General features: G+C 63.5%; 21 protein-coding genes. 14 read left to right on the top strand and 7 right to left on the bottom strand.

Going from position 1 to position 20,892, the window contains the following annotated elements; translation table 11 throughout:
- Positions 1–214: 214 nt before the first annotated feature.
- From ACSKT0_RS10490 to ACSKT0_RS10480, 3 genes are all read right to left on the bottom strand, one after another.
- Positions 215–1,048 carry an anti-sigma factor gene (locus ACSKT0_RS10490; protein WP_437773686.1) on the bottom strand — a complete coding sequence of 278 codons (834 nt, stop codon included), beginning with the start codon at positions 1,046–1,048 and terminating at the stop codon, positions 215–217.
- On the bottom strand, positions 1,035–1,607 hold the full coding sequence (locus ACSKT0_RS10485) for an RNA polymerase sigma factor (protein ID WP_437773685.1): 573 nt from the start codon (positions 1,605–1,607) through the stop codon (positions 1,035–1,037). The genes ACSKT0_RS10490 and ACSKT0_RS10485 overlap by 14 nt, the downstream gene beginning before the upstream one ends.
- Before the next feature lie 182 nt (positions 1,608–1,789).
- Entirely contained in the window at positions 1,790–2,509 is a 720-nt protein-coding gene (locus tag ACSKT0_RS10480; RefSeq protein ID WP_437773684.1) for a DUF4397 domain-containing protein, read from the bottom strand.
- Between the two features lie 804 nt (positions 2,510–3,313).
- Between ACSKT0_RS10480 and ACSKT0_RS10475 the strand changes: the two genes are divergently transcribed.
- Complete coding sequence (locus ACSKT0_RS10475) at positions 3,314–3,853, top strand: TspO/MBR family protein (RefSeq protein ID WP_437773683.1); 540 nt, start codon at positions 3,314–3,316, stop codon at positions 3,851–3,853.
- Positions 3,854–4,325: 472 nt separating this feature from the next.
- Here ACSKT0_RS10475 and ACSKT0_RS10470 read toward each other — a convergent pair whose 3' ends face one another.
- Positions 4,326–4,637, bottom strand: a complete 312-nt coding sequence (locus tag ACSKT0_RS10470) for a MerR family transcriptional regulator (protein WP_437773682.1) — start codon at positions 4,635–4,637, stop codon at positions 4,326–4,328.
- A 133-nt stretch (positions 4,638–4,770) separates the two neighbouring features.
- On the opposite strand from ACSKT0_RS10470, the gene ACSKT0_RS10465 reads away from it, so the two are divergent.
- From ACSKT0_RS10465 to ACSKT0_RS10430, 8 genes are all read left to right on the top strand, one after another.
- Positions 4,771–5,196, top strand: coding sequence for an Hsp20/alpha crystallin family protein (locus ACSKT0_RS10465; protein ID WP_437773681.1), 426 nt, complete (start codon positions 4,771–4,773; stop codon positions 5,194–5,196).
- A 213-nt stretch (positions 5,197–5,409) separates the two neighbouring features.
- Positions 5,410–5,865 carry a J domain-containing protein gene (locus ACSKT0_RS10460; RefSeq protein WP_437773680.1) on the top strand — a complete coding sequence of 152 codons (456 nt, stop codon included), beginning with the start codon at positions 5,410–5,412 and terminating at the stop codon, positions 5,863–5,865.
- A 34-nt stretch (positions 5,866–5,899) separates the two neighbouring features.
- Positions 5,900–6,274 carry a hypothetical protein gene (locus tag ACSKT0_RS10455; protein ID WP_437773679.1) on the top strand — a complete coding sequence of 125 codons (375 nt, stop codon included), beginning with the start codon at positions 5,900–5,902 and terminating at the stop codon, positions 6,272–6,274.
- 22 nt (positions 6,275–6,296) lie between these two features.
- Complete coding sequence (locus tag ACSKT0_RS10450) at positions 6,297–6,680, top strand: hypothetical protein (RefSeq protein ID WP_437773678.1); 384 nt, start codon at positions 6,297–6,299, stop codon at positions 6,678–6,680.
- Positions 6,681–6,925: 245 nt separating this feature from the next.
- The gene (locus ACSKT0_RS10445; RefSeq protein ID WP_437773677.1) at positions 6,926–7,546 is read left to right on the top strand and encodes a helix-turn-helix domain-containing protein; all 621 of its coding nucleotides are present in this window, start codon (positions 6,926–6,928) and stop codon (positions 7,544–7,546) included.
- Positions 7,543–8,001: a DUF6036 family nucleotidyltransferase gene (locus ACSKT0_RS10440; protein ID WP_437773676.1), complete on the top strand. Its 459-nt coding sequence runs from the start codon at positions 7,543–7,545 to the stop codon at positions 7,999–8,001. The genes ACSKT0_RS10445 and ACSKT0_RS10440 overlap by 4 nt, the downstream gene beginning before the upstream one ends.
- 287 nt (positions 8,002–8,288) lie before the next feature.
- The gene (locus ACSKT0_RS10435; RefSeq protein WP_437773675.1) at positions 8,289–9,347 is read left to right on the top strand and encodes an LLM class flavin-dependent oxidoreductase; all 1,059 of its coding nucleotides are present in this window, start codon (positions 8,289–8,291) and stop codon (positions 9,345–9,347) included.
- 217 nt (positions 9,348–9,564) lie between these two features.
- On the top strand, positions 9,565–9,918 hold the full coding sequence (locus ACSKT0_RS10430) for a TraR/DksA family transcriptional regulator (protein WP_437773674.1): 354 nt from the start codon (positions 9,565–9,567) through the stop codon (positions 9,916–9,918).
- 413 nt (positions 9,919–10,331) lie between these two features.
- Here ACSKT0_RS10430 and ACSKT0_RS10425 read toward each other — a convergent pair whose 3' ends face one another.
- The 3 genes from ACSKT0_RS10425 to ACSKT0_RS10415 form a co-directional block, all read right to left on the bottom strand.
- The gene (locus tag ACSKT0_RS10425; protein WP_437774010.1) at positions 10,332–11,408 is read right to left on the bottom strand and encodes a methyltransferase; all 1,077 of its coding nucleotides are present in this window, start codon (positions 11,406–11,408) and stop codon (positions 10,332–10,334) included.
- 810 nt (positions 11,409–12,218) lie between these two features.
- Positions 12,219–13,109, bottom strand: a complete 891-nt coding sequence (locus tag ACSKT0_RS10420) for an NAD-dependent epimerase/dehydratase family protein (RefSeq protein WP_437773673.1) — start codon at positions 13,107–13,109, stop codon at positions 12,219–12,221.
- 110 nt (positions 13,110–13,219) lie between these two features.
- Complete coding sequence (locus ACSKT0_RS10415) at positions 13,220–14,572, bottom strand: NosD domain-containing protein (protein WP_437773672.1); 1,353 nt, start codon at positions 14,570–14,572, stop codon at positions 13,220–13,222.
- Positions 14,573–14,963: 391 nt separating this feature from the next.
- Here ACSKT0_RS10415 and ACSKT0_RS10410 point away from each other — a divergent pair, with 391 nt between their 5' ends.
- The 5 genes from ACSKT0_RS10410 to ACSKT0_RS10390 all read left to right on the top strand — a co-directional run bounded on the left by ACSKT0_RS10410 (position 14,964) and on the right by ACSKT0_RS10390 (position 20,848).
- Positions 14,964–16,244, top strand: a complete 1,281-nt coding sequence (locus ACSKT0_RS10410) for an ABC transporter substrate-binding protein (protein WP_437773671.1) — start codon at positions 14,964–14,966, stop codon at positions 16,242–16,244.
- A gap of 66 nt (positions 16,245–16,310) precedes the next feature.
- A complete protein-coding gene (locus tag ACSKT0_RS10405) occupies positions 16,311–17,198 on the top strand; it encodes a carbohydrate ABC transporter permease (RefSeq protein WP_437773670.1) in 888 nt (295 codons plus the stop codon).
- 119 nt (positions 17,199–17,317) lie between these two features.
- The gene (locus ACSKT0_RS10400; RefSeq protein ID WP_437774009.1) at positions 17,318–18,241 is read left to right on the top strand and encodes a carbohydrate ABC transporter permease; all 924 of its coding nucleotides are present in this window, start codon (positions 17,318–17,320) and stop codon (positions 18,239–18,241) included.
- A 27-nt stretch (positions 18,242–18,268) separates the two neighbouring features.
- Complete coding sequence (locus ACSKT0_RS10395) at positions 18,269–19,639, top strand: NosD domain-containing protein (RefSeq protein ID WP_437773669.1); 1,371 nt, start codon at positions 18,269–18,271, stop codon at positions 19,637–19,639.
- A 117-nt stretch (positions 19,640–19,756) separates the two neighbouring features.
- Positions 19,757–20,848, top strand: coding sequence for a LacI family DNA-binding transcriptional regulator (locus tag ACSKT0_RS10390; protein WP_437773668.1), 1,092 nt, complete (start codon positions 19,757–19,759; stop codon positions 20,846–20,848).
- The last annotated feature ends 44 nt before the right edge of the window (positions 20,849–20,892 follow it).

Raw genomic sequence — 20,892 nt, 5'->3', positions numbered from 1 at the left:
TCGTCCAAGGCCCACTACGACCGGAAACACCCCCAAGGCAAGAAGCACAACGCCGCCGTCATCTGTGTGGCCCGGCGCCGCTGAATCGTTCTCTTGGCCATGCTCAAAAACGGAACCCTCGATCATGCAAAGACTCCCAAGCCGCTTGACCATAAAGCATAGGAGATTGCCCTCCCCGGAATCTTCTCGCTGCGCCAGGACGGGGCCGTAGGGGTCAGCTTTTCGGCTTGAGCTTTCCGCGGGCGATGCTGTCGGCGGAGTGGGCCGGATCTCCGTTGTACAGCTGGTCGGAGACATCGACAATGGGGTACTGGGCCAGATCAATCCCTGCCGGGATGGCGAAGCTGCCGGAGTCATTGGCGAGGACGCCCAGGCTGACCATTTTGGACAAGTCGGCAGAGCCGACCCAAACTCCACGGAATCCCGCGATGTGGTCGTTGGAGAGCCTGACCACGAGCCGGCGGGTCCCATCGGGGAGTTGCTCCACGCGTGCGTCTCCGCTACCGGTGTGCGCGGGCAGCGGGGACAGGGTTGTTTGGGCCAGGATGACGGTTGCAGGAGCCGACTCGGTGGACACGGGGGCCGGGATTCCGGTGTCCCGGAGGGCTCCGGCGGCGGCCCACCCGGCAGCCGTGCCGAGGACGATGCCGGCGGCCACGGCAATCCAGAGCCCGGGACGGGCACGGCGGTCTTTGGACCGTAGCGGAACCGGTGCCCCCTCAGATCCGTTGCCGTGTTTCGATGGCGCGTCGGGCGTGGCCGGCCCGATGGCCGGGGACGGGTCCCGGCCGGCCTGGCGGCTCAGGGGATCTGCCGCGAGGCTCGGTGAGAGGCCGAGGGCTTGATGGATGGCGGTCCAGTTCTGGCTGCCTGGTTCCTCCAGGTCGATGCCCGCCGGATCGAGGGTGGCGATGTGAACGGCGTGCTGCAGGCCCCGGAGGGTTTCGCTGCATGTGGGACAGCTTGCGAGGTGGTCTGCGTCGGAGTCTGTGGCCAGGGGCTCCCCGAGGGCAATCAGACTGAGAAGCTCGGCGTCAAGGTGTTCCATGTTCCACCTCCAGCCGGGTGCGCAACCGGGTGAGGCTGCGCCGGATGTGGCTTTTGACGGTACCGAGCGGAAGATTCAGGCGCGAAGAGATCTGGTCGTGGGTCAGGTCTTCGTAAAATGCCAGCCGCATTATTTCCTGCTGCGGATCCCCTAGATGTTCCAGTTCTTCCTCAAGGGTCAGGCGGTCGGCGACTTCTTCGACGTCCCCGGCATCGGGGCCGGGGACGGGGTCAACAACCAGGAGAATCGCTGCTTGTTCGAGATGGCGCTGGCGGGAGCGAGCAGACAAGGCATCGGAGATGGCATTGCGGGCGATGCCGATCAGCCAAGCGGGCAGTCGTGCCGCCTCGGGGCGATAACTGGTCCGTGATTTCCAAGCCCGGATGAAGACCTCCTGGGTGACGTCGTCGGCCGCGGCACGCTCTCCCAAGGTTCGCAGCGCCAGCGTGTAAACCAACGGACCAAACCGGCGGTACGCCTCCGCGAGGATGCGTTCGTCGCCACCGGCAAACGCGTGATCGAGACCGGCGTCCCAATCATGCGTTGCGGCAGCCTCCATCGGGTGTTCCTTTGAACGGCAACGGGTCCTGTTGAAGCACATTATGCCCCGACCATCGTGGCTCCGCCATAGCCGAACGGCGCCCGCCGCCCGGGATGCCACGGAACACATGCCGGTTGGGGCCGTGGTCGACGGGCCCCAACCGGCAGTGGGAACGGGATGGCAGCGGGCGCTCCGGACGTCTACTCCTCGTGGTTGTTGTCGCGTCCGCGCGATGAGGAGTCCACCACCTGCACGGCAACTCCGAGGTTGTTCTCGGCGAGGCTTCCCCAGGCGTAGACGATCGTGTTCTTCCCCTCCGCGACCTTGACATCGGCGGGACCGATCAGCGGGGCGGTGGTTCCGGCGGCGGCGACCGAAGCGGAGACGGTCCCGGCATTAAGGGTCAGAGCCTTTTGATGCGGGTTGGTCAGTCCCTTGATGACAGCGGTCCCGCCGGCCAGGACATCGACGGCGGGCGCCGCAGCGACGTGCCTGACGGTCAGCTTGCCCTTTCCATCAGGGCTGGCCGAGGTGTCATTGGTGAAGAGCGTGGCCGTCGGGGTGCCGTCAGCGGCCAGATGCGCGACCGCCGTGTAGTCCCGGCCTGCTTCCAGGTCGACCGTCACGGGGCCGATCACAGGGTTATCGGCGCTCGTGGCGTCGGCGCCGGTAATAGCAATCTTGTGGTCGCCGTCGGGGACGGTCAACGGGCCCGCCAGCATGCCCGGCTTGAAGTTGTCCAGGGCCCGCTTGCCGTCGACCCAGACGTCCACCGTAAGGCCAGGGACGCCGTGAAGGACGGACAATTTTGCTGTCCCGTCGTCGTGGTGATGCCACGTGCTGGCCTGGGCCGGGACGGCCAAGGCCAGCGATGCCAGCAGCGTCATTGCTCCGGCGGCTGCAAAGATTTTCTTGCGCATTTCCAACTCCTCAAAGGGGCCCGAGTGGGGGCGGTGGTTTTGCTTACACCCTTACTACCGGCCGAAGACCATCCCCGGATGCACCCTTACGGAAGTTTCTTCGGCTTGCCGTGGACGCCGGCCGTTCGCTTCCACGAGCTAACCAAACCTTCTCGGGTAACCAGCGCGCGCGCGGGCCTGCATTCCGCGCGGCGGGGAGGACGAGGAGGTCAGGACGCGCTGGATTCTTGGTGGTGAGATCGTGGGTTGTTGGGGCCGGTCTGATGAGCCTGTTTCGTCCCCTCCGTGGAGTCACTGACGATCGCAGGAAGTAGAGCCAATCGTTCGGATGACAGTCAACTAACCCGGGGAAAGGAACGCAGGGTCTGGATGCAGACCGCCTTCATCGGTTTCTTCTGCGTGAGCGCAGATTGTCAGCGGGTGGTCGTGTACCAGATCAGCAGCATCGTGACGAATAACCCGGTCGCCTAGATCAGCCACAGGAACCGTTCCCAGCCGCGGTGGGCGTGTTCGGCCCTGTCGTCTTCGAGGGAATCGACACTTGGCCGCGCCGACCACATCCAACCCGGCAAATACAGGCCCCTACGATGCCCGGCAAAACCTTGGTGCCCGGATATGGCACGTTTTTTCACAAGCTCGCCGCGAATTCGAGCCGCCTGCCGAACGCGCTCCGGGGTGCCCCGCGAGGAGGCGGAGGAACCACAGCCGAAACGGCGAACCCGACGATGAGACATGGGACCACCCCGTTAAGCCGGCAGCCTGCCAGACTGTAAGTCCAACCCTCGATCGAACAAGGTGGACCAAGTGTCGGCTGAACTCCAACAGACGAGCGGGCCCATAGCGACGGCCAGAACGGGACTCGGGCGCCAAATCACGGCACTTTTGGGATTTCTGGTTCTCTCCTACACGGTGTCTTTCCTGGGGTCCGTGGCCATCCTTGGGAATGCCTCCGGCTGGTACGCAGCGGCCAACAAAGCGCCCTGGACGCCCCCGGGCTGGGTTTTCGGCTCGGTCTGGGCGGTGCTGTACACGGCGATGGCCGTAGCTTCGTGGCTGGTCTGGCGCCGACGATCGGCCAAGACCCGCGCAGCCATGACCGCGTACGGTATCCAAATGGCGCTCAATCTGGCGTGGGCACCCACCTTTTTCGGCATGTACCCCGCATGGGGCGACACCGCACTATGGCTGGCCCTACTCCTGATCGCCGCACTGGCCCTGGCCGCGACAGCCACCGTCATCCTCTTCGGTCCCATTAACACAACAGCAGGACTGCTCATGCTGCCTTATATTTCCTGGATCGTGTTTTCCGCCAGCCTGAACCTCTATGCCGCAGCCAACAACTAACGAACCCCGGACCGGCCAAGTACGAGTCTGGACGGGTTGCCTTGGCAAGAAGAAGCAGAGCCCATCCGGACGGCGACAACGGTACCCACAGGTTATGCCGAGCATCCCGAGATTCGGGTCCCAATTCGGAGTGACGGAAGGCTACATCGTCGCGACTCCCTTTCAAGATGCGTCCGACGCTTCCGAACGCCGGCTTGTGTATGTCGGGGTCACCTCCGCCGCAAAATCACGGGACTAGCAGGTCCATGCCCTCTTCGGCCTGTGCGCACTCGTCCATAACTCGATCGCCGGCTTGACCGCCTAGATCGAAGCAGACCATCAAACAGATCAGTCACCGCACCCGGCCCATCTGAATCAGAGCAAGGACGAACCTGTGCTCAAGAAACTAATGACGGGCCGGGGAGCCGGGACCGGCAGGCCGAGGAAGCATCGCCCATCGAGAGTTCAATAGCTGACGGCGATCGGTTCCGCCTTATTCCGGCCGGGCCCGGTCCGGCGCGGCGTTTGCGGACTTGAGTTCCGCCTCGAGGCGCCGGTTGTCGGCCTCCAGGACCAGGACCATCCGGATGCCGGCCAGGTTCAAGCCCGATTCCAGAAGCTCCCCGATCCGCCGCAAGGTCACAAGGTCGTTCTCGCTGTACTGGCGGGTCCCGCCCAGGGTCCTGCCCGGTTCCAGCAGGCCCTTGCGTTCGTAGAGGCGCAGGTTCTGCTGACCCGTTCCCACCAGTGCGGCCGCAACGGAAATCGCATACACGCCCCTCCCCCGGTCCCCGGCCTGCCCCATCGGGCACCTCCAAAATCCTTCGAAAATCAGGCTTGCCCTGACCCATATGCAGTGCTATAAGAAATATATACCAGCCACCATAGATCAGCTGGGTTGACAACAAAAAACTGCGATCTGCAAGGAGTGACACACCATGCTGATGCGAACGGACCCCTTCCGTGAACTCGACCGGCTCGCCGAACAGGTACTCGGCACCACAGCCCGGCCGGCGGCCATGCCCATGGACGCCTGGCGGGAAGGCGAGGACTTCGTGGTCGCCTTCGATCTGCCCGGAGTCAACGTGGACTCGGTGGACATCGACGTCGAACGCAACGTCCTGACCGTCAAGGCCGAACGCCCGGACCCCGTCGGCGAGGACACGGAACTGATCGCCTCCGAACGGCCCCGCGGCATCTTCAGCCGCCAGCTCATCCTCGGCGACGCGCTGGACACCGAAGGCGTCAAAGCAAACTACGACGCCGGCGTCCTGACCCTGCGCATCCCGGTCGCGGAAAAAGCAAAACCGCGCCGCATCGAAATCGAAACCACCGGAAAACAGCGCCAGGAAATCAACGCCTGACCGCCGGCGCACCCTCCCGGACCGGGAGCACCACAGCGGCCCACCATGCAAAGAGGGCGGTCGGGTTCACAGACCACGCCACAGCGCAGCCAGCGCACGGATGGATGAGGCCCCGAGGATGACTCCCGCAACGATGGTCCCCGGCCGAACAGGCCGGGGACCATCCCCGCCCACGGAAACACCCCGCATCCAAAACACACACCACCGCCAACCATGAGGAACAACGGCCCCGACCTTTACGAGACCCTGCAGATCGCCCCCACCGCCACGGCACGCGAGGTGACCCGCGCCTACCGCACGCTCATCCGCAGCCGGCACCCCGACACCCGGGCGGCCCGCGAACACCCCACCGGCCCCGGCCCGACGGAACCGGAGACGAAGACCCAAAAAGAGCTGCAGGAGCTCCGGGACATCATGGCCGCCTACGCCATCCTCGGCAACCCGGAAAAGCGGGGCGCCTACGACCGGGAGCACCCGCGTCCAGCCGCGAACGCCACGCCGCAACGCCCCGGCCCCGTTCGGATCCCAAGGCAGTTGCCTCCCGCCACGGCGCTGCTGATCGGACCGGTCATCTGGGAGCCGCCCGCCCGACGGTCCCCGGGAACGCCGCTCCGGCAACCGTCATATCCGCCAACCCGCTACACGCTCATCCTGCAGATCAGGCGCTGAGAGCCGGAAAACCACACCAGCCCAAGGAGCCCCCATGAGTGCCTGGCGACCCTACGACAACCAACTGATGCCCGCGTTCTACGAACGCTTCGAAAAACGGTGGGGCAAAGGAACAGCCCCGTTCCTGGACCCCGAAACCCACGAACAACCCACCCCCCGGGCCCAATGGATCAACCCGGACACCGGCGCCGCAGTCGCGGTCGTCCCCATCTGGACCGAAGACCCCCAGCACCGCTCCTTCGCCGTGTTCTACCTACCCCCGGCCGGCGACATCTGGATCCTGCGGCCCGGCTACACAAACTACCTCGAAACCGACCCCAAAAACCCCGGGCAAGCCAGCCTGCGCAACGACGCCTTCCGAAAAGCCGTCGCACACGCCAAGGAATTCATCTACGGAACCCAACCCTGAAAACCGTTCCCCGGAGCACACCATGACCCCTCCACAGATCAGCCAGTTCCTCCAGGAATGCATTGTTCACGATGACCCAAGCGAGTCAGGGATCAACGCCGACGCGCTCTACGGGCTCTACGTCAGCTCGTGCTCCCTGAACCGCAAAATCCCCCTCCACGACCACGCCTTCCGCACCGCCCTGCGCCTCGCCGGCCTTCGCACGGAAAACAACGGGAAGAGCAAAAAGAGAGTCTTCCACGGCCTGCGCACGACAGGACCAGCCGCCGTGGACCACATCCTCAACAGCAGCGCCCAAACCCCGGCGGACCCCCCTGGCGGAGAAGGAATTCACGGTCTGGCCGGCCGCGATAACGGACCTAAGCTATTTCTGGCTGTTAATGGATTTCCACACCGCTCCGGCTGACATCATGACCGAGTCCGTGACGATGAGGGTCCAACTCGGGCCCTCGCCGGACACTGTCCGGTATGGAGGCGTGCGCCTCATCCGCTGACTGACCCGCCCGACGGATGCTGTCTTCTGGAAGAGTCCGGTTCATATCGATGCCCGTTGATATCAACGCATCAAGCAATTTAGTTTGCTGACAGACAAGTTCGACAGGTCACTGCTGTCACCATTCGGTGACATAATGAAATCGTGAAGGAAGACGTTTGACGAACACGGCAAGCATTGACACGCCCGCGGCGGCCGGAGCGATCATCCGCGCCCGGCGACAGGAACGCGGCCTTTCACAACAGTCGCTTGCACAGGCGAGTGGTGTTTCACGGAAGTTCCTTGTTGACCTCGAGGCCGGCCACGAACGGGCCGAACTCGGCAAGACCATGGCCGTCCTCCACGCCCTCGGATTGAACCTGACCGCCACCGACCCTATGCCCCGCGGCAGCGACTACGACCCGGCACGGCGGGACTACGCCGAAACCTTCGCCCAGCTCATCGGCTCACGGGACTTCGAATTCGCCATCAAGATGCTCGCCGACTACGCCACCGCCTCCCTCAACGCCGGACGGCCCCTGCTCCAACGCAGCCCCCGGCTCAAGGACCCGCACTGGTCCGCGGCCCTGGCCGGGATCACCAACTACACCGCACACCGACTCGGCCAACCCGCCCCGTCCTGGACCAGACGCGTCAAGCCCCTCAACGAGGCATGGATGCCGGCCGAGTCATACCGGAACGTCAGGGAACCCATGAAGAAACTCACCATGTCCGAAACCCCAGCCGAACTCGCCGCCCTGAACGTCTTCATCCGCGAACGCAGCCTAGCCACCGCATGAGCGGCGGGGAACTCACCGCTAATCAAATCCGCGCTCTCCTCCACGAACTCGGCCGACGCCTGCAGGCCCGAGGTGTCCGCGGCGACGTCAAACTCGTCGGAGGTGCTGCGCTCATCCTCCAAGGAATCAGCAACCGCCCCACCGCCGACATCGACGCCAGCTACGCCGACCCCGCCACGGTCAACACGGTCGTCACCGAGATGGCCGAGGACTACGATCTTGCGCCGGATTGGCTGAACTCCACCGCGGCAGCGTTCGTCCCGGACAACGCCACCTGGGTGACCCTGGAACAACTCGACGGGCTGACGATCCAGGCCGCGGACACCGAAACGCTCCTGGCGATGAAAATCGCCGCCGAGCGCGACAAGGACGCCCTCGACATCGCCCGGCTCCTCCGTAGGCTCAACATCACCAACGCCGACGACGCAGCCGCTACCCTCGAACCGAACGAATAATCTCCCAGACCAGCCCTCCAGAAACCGCCTCAACCCGGCCCCGCGTTTGGATCACCATCTCCGACATCGAGACGAGCAGTCGCCCGAGCCCGCTTCGGGGGCGGAAACCCTTACTGCCAAGAAGACAGCCGTCACACAACCCGTACAGAGGGACTGTACTGAGACCTTCTCGGCCAGCATGATCTCACCTCAGCCGACACGAGGGGTAACCTCCCGCCATTGTCGGAAGAACCTGCAGGTCCCGGCGCATATTCTGAGACCAGCTCTATCCGATCCTGAAGGAAGCCATGCCCGAAACCTCACGTCCATTACGCAAACTTGGATTCCTCACTATCGGCCTGTTCGATCCGGCGGATCCCGCCTCGGGCCACGAATCCACTCTGCAGATCATCGAACTTGGCGAAGGCCTCGGATTCGACAGCGCTTGGCTGCGGCACCGTCATCTGCAGTTCGGAATCTCCTCCCCCGTCGCGATGATGGCCGCCGCCAGCCAGCGCACCTCACGGATCGAGCTTGGAACCGCCGTAACCCCGCTGGGCTGGGAAAACCCCTTGCGCCTTGCCGAAGACCTGGCCACCGTGGATCTGCTCGCCGGGGGACGCATCAATCCGGGGCTGAGCGTGGGTGAACCGATGCACTACGACACAGTGAAGCACGAGCTGTACCCGGATTCCTCCGAGTTAGAGGATTTCAGCTACGGGCGCCTGAACCGATTTGCCCGTCTGATCGCGGGGGAAAGGGTGCGGGACTTTTCCGGCAGGCAGGGTGTAGTCGAGGAATTCTCCAACCGCGTCGAGCCGCACTCTGCCGGGCTCCGGGATCGCCTTTGGTATGGGGCGGCCAGCAGGAAGTCGGCCGTCTGGGCCGGGGCAAACGGCTTCAATCTGCTCTCCAGCAGCGTCATCTTTCCGGAAGCGGATCAGGAACCGGACTTTGCCCGAATCCAACAGGCGCAGATTCGTGCCTTCCGTGAAGCCGCTGAAACGTCAGCCCAGGCGCACGGACAGGCCCGTGTGTCGCAGGGCCTGGTGGTGATCCCAACTGATTCGGCTTCGCCGGGTCAGCGGGAGAAATACCAGCGGTATGTTGATGAACGCACTCCCCGCACACGGGCGCCGCAGGGGGGAAGGGGCATGCTGTTCGCGGCGGACCTCATCGGTACCAGCGACGAGATCGCCGAGCAGCTATACGCACACGCGGGATTTCAGGAAGTCGACGAGGTGGCGTTTGCGCTGCCCTTCAGCTTCGACCACGAGGATTACATCCAGATCCTCACCGACATCGCCAGCAAACTCGGTCCAGCCCTGGGATGGACGCCAGCTGAAGTCCGGCGCGACCCGCAGTAGGCGTCACGGTCTACAATCGACCACACGTTGGGCATTCCCTGGCGCCTGTGCGCTGCCGAGTCGCGGTACTCCCAGTTGTCAGAGCGGTCCCACGAGCTCGCGGCCTGGCTCCCGACACCGGATCCCAAACACCGACACCCCGCGCCGGATTTTGCACTACGGACCCGAACTACGACAACCAGCCTGGGAGCTCAACTGTGCGGTAGCCTTTCATCCCATGGTCGATGCGAACCGGTTCCGAGTACTCCTTGAGGAGGAACGTGACCGCAAGGTTGCGCTCTTGAAAGCCCTGCTTGGGGACATCACTTCGGTAAACGAAGCCAGGCAGGACGCGAACGTCGACGACGAACACGATCCGGAAGGGAGCACGATCGCCTTCGAACTTTCCCAGGCTTCCGCACTCATGGAGCAGAGCCGGGCGGGCCTAGAGCAGATCGAGGCCGCTTTGCTGCGGATTGCCAACGGGAGTTACGGATTGTGCGCCGTGTGCGGCAAGCCCATCGCGGAGGGTCGCCTGGAGGCGAGGCCTTGGACTCCATATTGCATAGAGCACGCATCCGGTCAGAGCTAAGCCACGGCGAATACCCCTCCGGCCACTCGCTGCCAACGACGTACGATCCGGCGTGAGGACCCATCTGAAGCATCCCGCCGTCGACGACGCCGGTAAAGCCGGGAAGGCAATCACCGCAGCGACCTCGGCACTCTCCAGACCTCCCTTCCTCGACCCAGCTTTCTACGATGGCAGCATCGGTTCGGGGAGACGAGCCACGGGTACCGGGGGTGGCTGGTACAGAAGGTGCGGGAATGGTTCGCGAGGCGATCACGGCGGACAACGGCGGCCCGCATGGCCATCGTGTTGACTACGCGGCTTCGGCTGTCGGGGAGGGCCCTCAGGAACAGGCCAGCCGCTTGATGCCGGAGGCAAAGAGGCGCAGCCGATGGTTGCGGTCGAGGTCCCCGAGGGTTACGCCCTATCGCACCGGACTATCGGCGAACAAGCCGCCACAGCGACGTCACCTCGGCCGTGCGCTCCTCGAACAGGGGATCGTCACGGTCCGATGCCTTCGGATGCGTTGGCTTGGTATCGAGCCGTTCCACCACCTTCAGCCCAGCCGCCGTGATGGCGGTCAGCAGATCGTCACGCGTCCGTAGGCCAAGGTGTTCGGCCAGGTCGGAGAGAACAAGCCAGGCCTCACCGCCCGGCTCCAGATGGTCGGAGAGTCCGTCCAGGAAGCGGAACAGCATCCTGCTCCCGGGGTCGTAGACGGCGTTGTCCAGGGTGGAGTGCGGCGTGGCCGGAATCCAAGGCGGGTTGCACACGATGAGGGGTGCCCGCCCCGGCGGGAACATGTCGGTCAGGACGGCCTCAGCACGGTCCTCGACACCGAGGTTCCGGAAATTCTCGGCGGCGCAGGCGATTGCACGCGGTTCATTGTCCGTGGCCACCACGCGGTGGACGCCACGGCGCGCGAGGACGGCAGCGAGTACACCCGTGCCGGTTCCGACGTCGAACGCCAGCGTGTCAGAGGGCAGCGCAGCGGCGGCCACGAGATCCACATACTCGCTCCGGGTGGGGAAGAACGTGCCATAGTGCGGGTGGATGCGGCCCTGCAGGGCATCGACGTAGACGCCATTACGCCGCCACTCGTGGGCGCCAATGGCCCCGACAAGCTCATGCAGGGACACAATGGAAGATTCGCCGATATCACCGTACGCTTCAGCGGCGGCCTGCCGAATGTCCGGTGCGCGGCGCAGCGGCACCACCGGGCCCGGATCAAGAGGAATCAGTAGAAGGCCGAGAATGCGTGCGCGGTGCGAGCGGGACTGGCGGTGCCGATAGAACTTGTCGGCCGGAGTTGATGCGATCTCTTTCTTTCCGGCGCCTATCCGTCGGTCCATGGCGTTGAGGATCTGCCGTGCGTTGTGGAAGTCACCGTGCCAGAGCATCGCGATCCCCTGTGACGCCATCCGGTTCGCATCATCGGCCGTGAGAGAGTCGGAGACCACTTCAACGCGCGTCGACGCCGGCCTGCCGTTCGCCGAACGCCATGGCGCGGTCATGCTCTCACCAGCCTCGGCCCATGTCACAAGGGCACGCTCAACCACCGTAGCTCTGCGCTCGGGTTTGAGGGCCGGCGTCGGGATTCCCACGGGAGCTGGCTTGTCGGTAGTGATAAAGATCCATTCCAAGAGTCCGGAGGCCGATCGGAGGCTGACGATTGCGGCGGTGATTCGACAACGTGGATGGCTACGGCCCAAGTTTCCGGACCGTCATCCGGCCGCGAACCGAGCTTGGTTGATGGCCGCTGGAACCATTCAACCTGCATTGTCAGGATACAGGTGTGCCGTGGCCGCCGCCCGTCTACTATTTGGCTTACCGGGCAGATCTCACGCTCGTTACAGGGCTCAGTCCTGAGTACAGCCTCCGCTGCCGGAATATCGGGAACGCCTCCCGCATGAGGTCCCGTCTCGGCGTTGGAGCGGCAGCGGCGGCCAGGCCACAGCCCGCGAACTTATCGCCAGAGGGACGCCAACACAAGCTTTGTACACACGTTAAAGCGAAAACCCCCTCTGACCTGCGGAAACACTGTGCCCGAGGGCCAGTCCGACGGACAAAGTGTGTATGTTGCACACACCCCGATTCTGTCCTGTGAACTCCCCCGCCGACTGTTAATCGGGCATTCCGACAATCAGCTTGGGACCCCTCCCACCGCACCTAGCGCCGCCTATCGTGATGCGGCTGATGGTGAGGCCCGAGGGTCCGAATGGCGTGTACTGCGCCGATGCTCCTTCTCGCGCTGGGCGCAAGGGTGCACTAGCCTTGCCCTGCAAGGCTAGTGTGTCGGTGTACCACCCTCGTCTTGATGACGTTTAGTAGTTGCTGGTTCGTGCTTTCACCTGATCGTCGCTGAGTCCGGTGACCTGATCGATCCACGTTCCGAAGTCACGGCTCGGTGCGTAGCCTGTCTCGGTCCAGCCGAGCTTGCTTGGCTTTACGGGGGGTGCTGAGATGTCCAGGCCGAACCGTTGGACTATGGCCCGGGCCCCGGGGAAAAGGCGGTCTGCGGTGCCAATTGGGTCAAGTTTCCACTCGGCCAGGTCTGCGGCTGGGACTGCGTCCGGATGGAGGGCATCCAACACCAGACCGTTGTCGTTTGATGCCACATAGTCCACCGACGACACGATTGCGTCGAGCACGTCATTGCGATCTACGCGTTCGTAGAGCAGGCCGCGACCATAGTCACGGGCCCAGTCTGTCCAGGGGACCAGCGAAGCAGGACGGACGGCAACATATGAGATGCCGTGGCGCACGCGGTGATAGTCCAGAAGCTGCTCGCCGATGACTTTCGTGAATCCGTAGACGTCGTTCGGCTCATGCCAAGCCTGCGAGGAGAGCCAGACCACTTTCCGGACACCGGCGTCGATGGCTGCTTGCAGGGTGCGGAATGTGCCATTTACATTGAGGTCCCAGAATTCCCTTTCAATGTGATCGACGACGTGGATGCCGTGCAGGGCCGGCAGGTGCACGAGAATGTCAGCGTCGACCATCACGGCCTGGAGACCCTCTCCTGTCTGGACGTCCGCGGCAGCGAAACGTGCTTCGGCATCGAGGCCGTCGACGGGTTTACGGTCGGACAGGGTCAACTGGTATCCAGCGGCTAGGAGTCGTGGGGCGAGGCCACGGCCCATGTTCCCGCCGGCACCGGTCATAACGACGCGCGTACCAGTTGGTGAAGTAGAGGCGTGGTTTCCGTGAATCATGATGCTCCTTTCCGGAAGTCGGGACACGTTGGAGGAGCAGATCAATGCGTGGGAGCGCGCCCCGAGGACGGAGACCCGGCCTCGGGACGCGCTCCTGGCGCGTTGGTCTGTCAGGGGGTCGGACGTATTGCCGTGTCCGGGCTGTAGGAGGTGATCTGGGAGGCTGTCCCGCTGTCGAGCACTTTCGAGTGGGTGGTCGATGCGTCGAGAACGACGTGCTGGGAAGCGACGTCGCTGACCACGTGGTTGAGCGCGACGACGTTGGCGTCCCCGCCGGCGATCAGGATCTGGGTCGGTTGGGCGCCGGCGGGGGCGATGTTGCCGGGCGGGACGTTGTAGGCGAAGAGGTTGTCCGAGATGAGGTTGTTGTCTCCCGCGACGTGGACGACGCCGTAAAGGTCGTCGAGGCCGTTGCCGCGGCCGATGAACGGCGGGTACCCCTCGTTGGTCCGGCGGATGTGGTTCGCCGTGATCAGGTTTTCCTTGCAGCCGTTCAGCAGGCGGAGCATGCCCGGGTAGAAGCCCTGGAGCCTGTTCGAAGTGACCGAGCACCGGTTGCAGCCTGTGAATTCGATGAGGCTGCGGCCCCGGGGGAAGAGATTGTTGCCCGTGACGAGGAGGCCCTCGTGGTTCTCCGCCAGAAGCGTGACCCCGTCAGGACCGGCGCCCATGTGATTGCCGCTGACAATTGTCGCCTGCCCGGCCCCGGTGAGCTCGACGCAGTTGCCGCATTCGGCGATCATGTTGTCGTTGACGCGGAGCGCGTCCGCGCCGCGCACGATCAGGGCATGTTCGAGGTAGACGAATCCCATGCCGGTGATGTGGAAGGAGTCGTTATCGGAGGCGACTTCGATTCCGGTCTTGCCGTTGTGGTAGCTGTTCTTGTCGGGGGTGAAACCGACTCCGTCGAGGCAGAAGTCCCGGAATACGATTCCTGAAAGACGCGGATCCCCCGCCCGCTTGACGAGGAATGCCTGGGGCGCGCTCGGAGAGGTCAGGACGCGGATGTGGCTGGCTCCGGGCTGGAGGTTCTGCCATCCCGTCGGGTTCGAGTTGTCGAGGATGCTTCGGGAGAAGAAGCCATGCCCGAAGCCGGCGATGGTCAGGTAGCTCACATCGACGACGACCTGGGTGTGCAGGTCGTAGTCGCCCGGAGGGATGATGATCGCGGCTCCGGGACGCGCGTCCGGGGACGACTGCCGCTGCTTGATGTCGGCGATGATGTCGTTGATGACCGCCCCGAGGTCGGACTGCGCGGTGACGTCCGGGTGCGCCTTGATCCTCCAGGTGGTTACGTCGTACGTGTTGGGCGAATTGAGGGGTGCGCCTTGCTGGCCGTCGGCCGCATTAGCATTCTGCGTTGCTCCAAGGGTCAAGGCAGCCGCAAGCGTTCCGGCGGCTCCCGCGCCGATCAGCCGGCGGCGGCTTGGATTCGCTTTTTCTAGATTGTTGCCAGTTACCACGGGTTCTCCTCTGTGAGATAAGACTGCTGCTGTTCAGAATCGGGCGCTGCCGGGTCGGCCGCCCAAGCTTGACTGTCCTTGTCATCCGCCTCGGCGGCATCACGCTTTTGTTCCCGGGAAACGGCTAATGTCCCACGTGGACTAATGTCACAACTGATGTGCCAAACCGTTTAGGCTCACCAGAGATGACACTAGGAGTACGGGATGACGGCTGTCAACGCCAAAATTCAGGCAGAAGTTTTTGGCACATCCGACGGCGTCTACCAATGATTTGTGACCCTTGACACCCTCCGCGCCCTGCGCGTAATCTGTTGCCAAGTCGTTTTGGCAAAACGGTTTTTCATCCTATCCCGTCTTCGTATTCCGTTCCCGAGAAAGGGAGTCGACAGCGATGTCCTCTCGAAAAACAATCTCCAGGCTTGCCGCCCTCGGCAGCCTTTCAACCGCGGTAATCCTGGCCGCGACCGCATGCGGCGCAGGGGGCCCGGCGACGTCCGGGGGCGCCGCCGGCAGTTCCATCAACGTCCTCGTGGAGGCAGGCGGCCATGCAGAACTGCAGCCCATCGCCGACCAGTGCAAGAAGGACACCGGGGTCAACGTCAACTTCGTCGAACTCCCATACGATGGCCTCTTCAACCGTCTCTCCAGCGAATTCTCCTCCGGCACTGTCTCCTTCGATGTTGCGGCTCTTGACTCCGTGTGGCTGCCCAGTTTCAAGGACGCCCTGCAGCCCATCGATGAGCTCTTCACGGACGAGGCAAAGAAGGACATCTTCCCTTCACTGGTCAAGGAAGCCAACGTCGATGGCCATTTCATTGGAATGCCGGCGTGGACCAACGCCGAGATAGTCCTCTACCGCAAGGACCTCTTTGAGGACGCCAAGAACAAGGCCGATTTCAAGGCCAAGTACGGTTACGACCTCGCCGCGCCGAAGACCTGGCAGCAGTACCAGGACATCTCCGCCTTCTTCACCAAGGACGGTATGTATGGCACGGACGTCAAGGGCGGCGTTGAAACCGAGTACCTTGCCCACGTGCTCCAGGCCGGATCGCCGATGGTCATGGACAGCAACAACAACGTCGTGATCGACAATGCGGCCCACAAACAAGCGTTGGATTTCTACACCAGCCTTGTCAAGGACGCCCCGGCCGGCGCGGCCCAGGTCGACTGGGCGGCCGCCCAGAACCTCTTCAACCAGGGCAAAACAGCCATGACCCAGTTCTGGGCCCATGCGTACCGGCAGATCCCCAAGGACTCCCCGGTCTACGGCAAGGTCGGAACGGCCCCGATGATCGGCGGGTCCGCCGGTGTTGCCGGTGTTCCCGGCCCCTGGTACCTCTCGGTACCCAAGGCCACCAAGAACACGGACGCCGCGAAGAAGTTCGTCAAATGCGCCTTCGACCACAATGACCTGGCCATCCAGTCAAGCCTTGGCCTAGCAGCACGGGTCTCCGCCTTCCAGAAGTACCAGGACCAGCCCGGCTACGAGAGCTTCAAACCGCTGATCGAAACACTCAACGCTCCCGCGACGGCAACCCGTCCGGCAACAGCAAAGTGGCAGCAGATCGTCGACACCGTACTGGTTCCGATGCTTCAGAAGGCCGTTGCCGGCGGAGACAGCACGACTTTGCTGGCGGACGCCAAGTCCAAGATCCAGGCCCTCCTTAAGTAAGACTCCGCGGCCGGCAGCAGCCCATGGCGTTGCCGGCCGCGGCCCCAACCAGCGGAAGAGAATCCCGTGCGCATCCCAGATCGCCGCTTCGCCCTTTACCTGATGACCCCGGCGGCGTTGTTCCTCGCAGTCTTTGTTGCCTACCCATTGTTCCGGTTGGTCACGGACAGCTTCTTCAAAATTTCCCCGATCGTCGGGGGCCCCCGTGACTTCGTGGGCCTGGACAACTACGTCCGGGCCTTCACCTCGGAGGCCTTCATCGGTGCAGGATGGCGGACCCTCGCTTACACCCTGATGGTGGTGACCCTCGAGTTCACCCTGGGCCTGGGCATGGCCCTGCTGTTCACGACCTTGGGCCGGAAATCCCAGGTCTGGCGGACCATGTTCCTGTATCCACTCATGATTGCCCCGATCGTGGCCGGCCTGCTGTGGAAGTTCCTCATGATCGATAACTTCGGTTTGCTCGGCACCCTGCTGAGCCAGGCCGGCATCCTGAAGGATCCAAACCAGATCGGCTGGCTGTCGAACCCGGACATCGTCCTGTTCTCGGTCGCCGTCCCGGACATCTGGCTCACGACGTCGTTCATGTGCCTTGTGCTGTTCGCGGGCCTGCAGAACATCCCGGGAGACCTCATCGAGGCGGCCAGGCTCGACGGCGCCCGTGCGCCGTCGCTGCTTTTCCGGATCATTCTTCCGCTGCTCCGGCCGGTCATCGCCGTGGCGCTGGTGGTCCGCGGCATCGACGCAGCACGGGCTTTTGACACCATCCTCATCCAGACCAACGGCGGACCACAATCCGCCTCCGAAACCATGAGCCTGCTCATCTACCGGACGATGATCCGCTTCGGCGACCCAGGCCTGGCAAGCGCCATGGGCACCATCTACCTGTTGGCCATGCTCACCATCGCCTTCGTCGCCGTAACCACCATCTGGCGGCCAGGAAAGGACACCTGATGAGCTCGGTCCAGACCCCCGACGACGGCGGCATGCTGGCGGCCGCCGTCCCCGACCGGCCACGCCACGCCGGCATCGCAGACCGCAATGCGCCGGCACCGCACCAAACGGAGAGCACCATGCCAAGCCGAACAGCGACTGCGCCTCAGACCACCACGGAACCGGCGTCGGCCGGCGGAGGCCGCAGGCGCCGCGGCGTCAATCGTGAAGGACTCGAAGCCGGCAAGCGCAGCACCAGGACCATCCTGTGGATCCTCCTCGCCGCGGCGCTCGTCCTCTACGGCTTCCCGTTCCTCTACCTGCTGTTCACGTCCTTCAAGACGCCGATCGACACCATTGCCGTGCCGCCGACCATCCTCCCCAAGGAATGGACGCTGGATAACTACATCAACGCCCTGGGCCGCAATGGAGTGCCGGCGTCGTTCATCAACAGCATCCAGACCGCCGTCATCAGCACCCTGCTGTCCCTCGTCCTGGCCGTCCCGGCGGCCTACGGCATCACACGCTACAAAACAGCCAGTGGCAGGGTGTTCATCATGGCTGCGCTCGTCACCCGCATGGTCCCCCCGGTCGCCATCGGCATCCCGTTGGCGTCCATGATGGCCTCGGTCGGCCTGGCCGACACCCCGATCGCACTGTCCATCGCGCACACAACCATCTCGCTGCCGCTCTCCATCTGGCTCATGTCCAGCTTCTTCGAGGCCGTCCCACAGGACCTGGAGGAAGCAGCTACCGTGGATGGCTGCAGCCGGCTCGGAGCCCTGTGGCGGGTGGTCATCCCGGTGGTCTCCGGAGGCATCGCAGTGACGGCGATCTTCGCCTTCCTCGCCTCCTGGAACGAGTTCCTGTTCGCGTTGCTTATGACCGCCGTCCGGTCCCAGACCACCCCCGTGGTCATCGCAAACTTCCAGACCCAGTTCGGACTGGACTGGGGATCCATGACAGCCCTCGCGGCGGTCTACTCGATCCCCGTCATCCTTCTCACTCTTCTCTTGCAGCGCAAGATCGTCGCAGGCATGACGCTCGGCGCCGTCAAGGGCTGAGAAGCCACAGCACTAAGGGAAGAACCTATGTTAAGCAACAACTACTACGACGTGACGACGTGGCCGGTCGGCAATCCGTCCGAGGACGTCGGTGAAGTAATCAACAGCATCATCGCCGATATCAAGGACCGGCAGACCGCCACCGATGCGAACAATGGAGGAAAGCCAGGCGCGGTGATCTACATTCCGCCCGGAGACTACCGCCTTCGTACGCAGGTGGTGATCGACGTCAGCTTCCTCAGGATCCACGGCTCGGGACACGGCTTTACGTCATCGAGCATCCGGTTCAACGTCCCCGAAGACGAATGGCCCGACCTGCATGAGCTATGGCCTGGAGGGAGCCGCATTCTCGTCGATCTTCCCCCCGGCGGAGACGGAGAGGAATCCAAGGGAGCCGCGTTCTATGTTGAACGAAGCGGAAGCCCGCGGATCAGCTCGGTCGAGTTCTCCAACTTCTGCATCGACGGGTTGCACTTCGCCCCGGATGGCTCGGGGATGCACCCCGAGAACACCTACGTCAACGGCAAGACCGGCATCTATGTCGCGAACGCCAATGACTCATTCCGCGTAAACGGCATGGGGTTCGTCTACCTAGAGAACGCTCTCACCATCTACAACGCGGACGCGCTTTCCGTTCACGACAACTTCATCGCCGAATGCGGAAGCTGCATCGAGCTGCGCGGGTGGGGACAGGCATCGAAGATCACCGACAACCTGGTCGGAGCAGGGCCCAAGGGCCACTCGATCTACGCCGAGAACCATGGCGGGCTCCTGATAACCGCGAACAACGTCTTCCCCCGTGGCGCGAGCAGCGTCCATCTGGACGGCGTCACGCGTTCAAGCGTCACCAACAACCGTTTGCATTCGTTCTACCCGGGGATGCTGATTCTCGCGGCGAACAGTTCGGAAAACCTCGTGGCTACGAATCACTTCCTGCGCGACCACGAGCCCTGGACGCCTTTCCTGGGAGTCGACAACGGACTGAACGACCTCAACGGACTTCTCTGTATCAGCGGCAGCAACAACTCTGTCATCGGCAACCACTTCTCCGAGATCATCGACTCACAAAGCATCCGACCGACCGGTGCGACGCCCGTCATCATCCGGCTGATCGCCGGGGGTGGCAACTTCGTCTCCAACAACCACGTGGTGGCGATGGACGTTCACGCCACGTCCAGCGGATCCGCTTTCGAAGCTCAGGTGGACGCCCTGTTGACAACCGAGGCTTCGGACGCCCTCGCCGTTACAGCCGTCATGGTCGATCCCGAATCAGCCCGGAACACGATCCTTGATTCCGGAAGTGACGCCCAAGTTATCGCGGACAGGGCTGTCAACGCCTTCAGGGCCACACCCACGGTCGGTTTTCAGGCGGCACACGCACCACTTGTGGCCCAGTAGCCCGCTCAGGCCCGGCGAGACCCCCGGGGATCGCCATCGGGCCTCTGGGGCGAATAGAACGTACCCAGCAAGTACCCGGACATAGAATCAGCATCAACATAAGGACGTGGGAGACCAATGAACAAGTCGGTGGGAATCAAGGACGTGGCGGCCGCAGCCGGCGTCTCGGTCACGACGGTCTCCCACGTCCTCAATGACGTTGTCTACGCCCGGGTGGGGGCGGAGACGAGGGAACGGGTCCACGAGGCGGCGCGACGTCTCGGATACGGCCCGAACCGGCTGGCGCAGGCCCTGCGGACCCAACGTTCGGGCATGATCGGGTTCATCAGCGAGGAAATCGCCACCACCCCCCACGCTGGCCGGATCATTTTGGGGGCCGAGGAGACGGCACGTGCTCGCGGGTACCGCATCATGATCATCAACTCCACCAGCACCAGCTCCCAGGATTCCAGGGAAAGTGATGTGGCGGATCTGCTGGACCGGCAGGTAGACGGCATCCTGTACGCCACGATGTATCACCGCAAACTGGTCGTCCCCAAGAACCTCGTCGGACTCCCCGCTGTCCTGGTGGACTCCGAAGACATCAGCCACACCGTTTCCTCCGTAATCCCCGACGAAATCGCCGGTGCGAGGTCGGCCGTACAAACCCTGATCGACGCCGGACACACCCGCATCGGCATGCTCAACAACACCGACGACGTCCCGGCCACCCACTCCCGACTGAAGGCCTTCAAGGACACACTCGCAGATGCCGGGCTGCCCTATCACGAAGAACTGGTCCAGTCCGAGCCGTCGGAGGTGCCCGGCGGCCACCTGGCGGCCCTGCGCCTGCTGAAAACCCCAAACCGGCCCACAGCCGTGTTCTGCTACAACGACCGCATGGCCATGGGCGCGTACCGGGCCGCCGGGGAACTTGGCCTCAGGATTCCGGACGACATTTCCATCGTCGGTTTCGACAACCAACAACTTATTGCCGAAAACATCCACCCCGCATTGACAACCGTCGCCCTTCCGCACTACGAAATGGGCGCCTGGGCCACCGAAAACCTGATCGACGCCATCGAGGGAAAAACCGACCTGCAGCTGTTCGCCGCTCACCCGACCCTTCTTCCCTGTCCCCTGGTCCTTCGCGATTCCGTCGCCTCCCCAAAGCATCAGGACGCTTCGAGCAGGGCAGCACCGGACTCACCTACACGCCCCAACACCTGACCTCGAGCGCGTCCAGAAACAGACGCGCCCAAACCTCCAAGGAC

This window comes from Arthrobacter sp. KNU40, assembly GCF_051515115.1.
GTDB lineage: Bacteria > Actinomycetota > Actinomycetes > Actinomycetales > Micrococcaceae > Arthrobacter.
The sequence above is the reverse complement of the archived record's forward strand: the minus strand, read 5'-3'. Positions and strand labels throughout refer to the sequence as shown.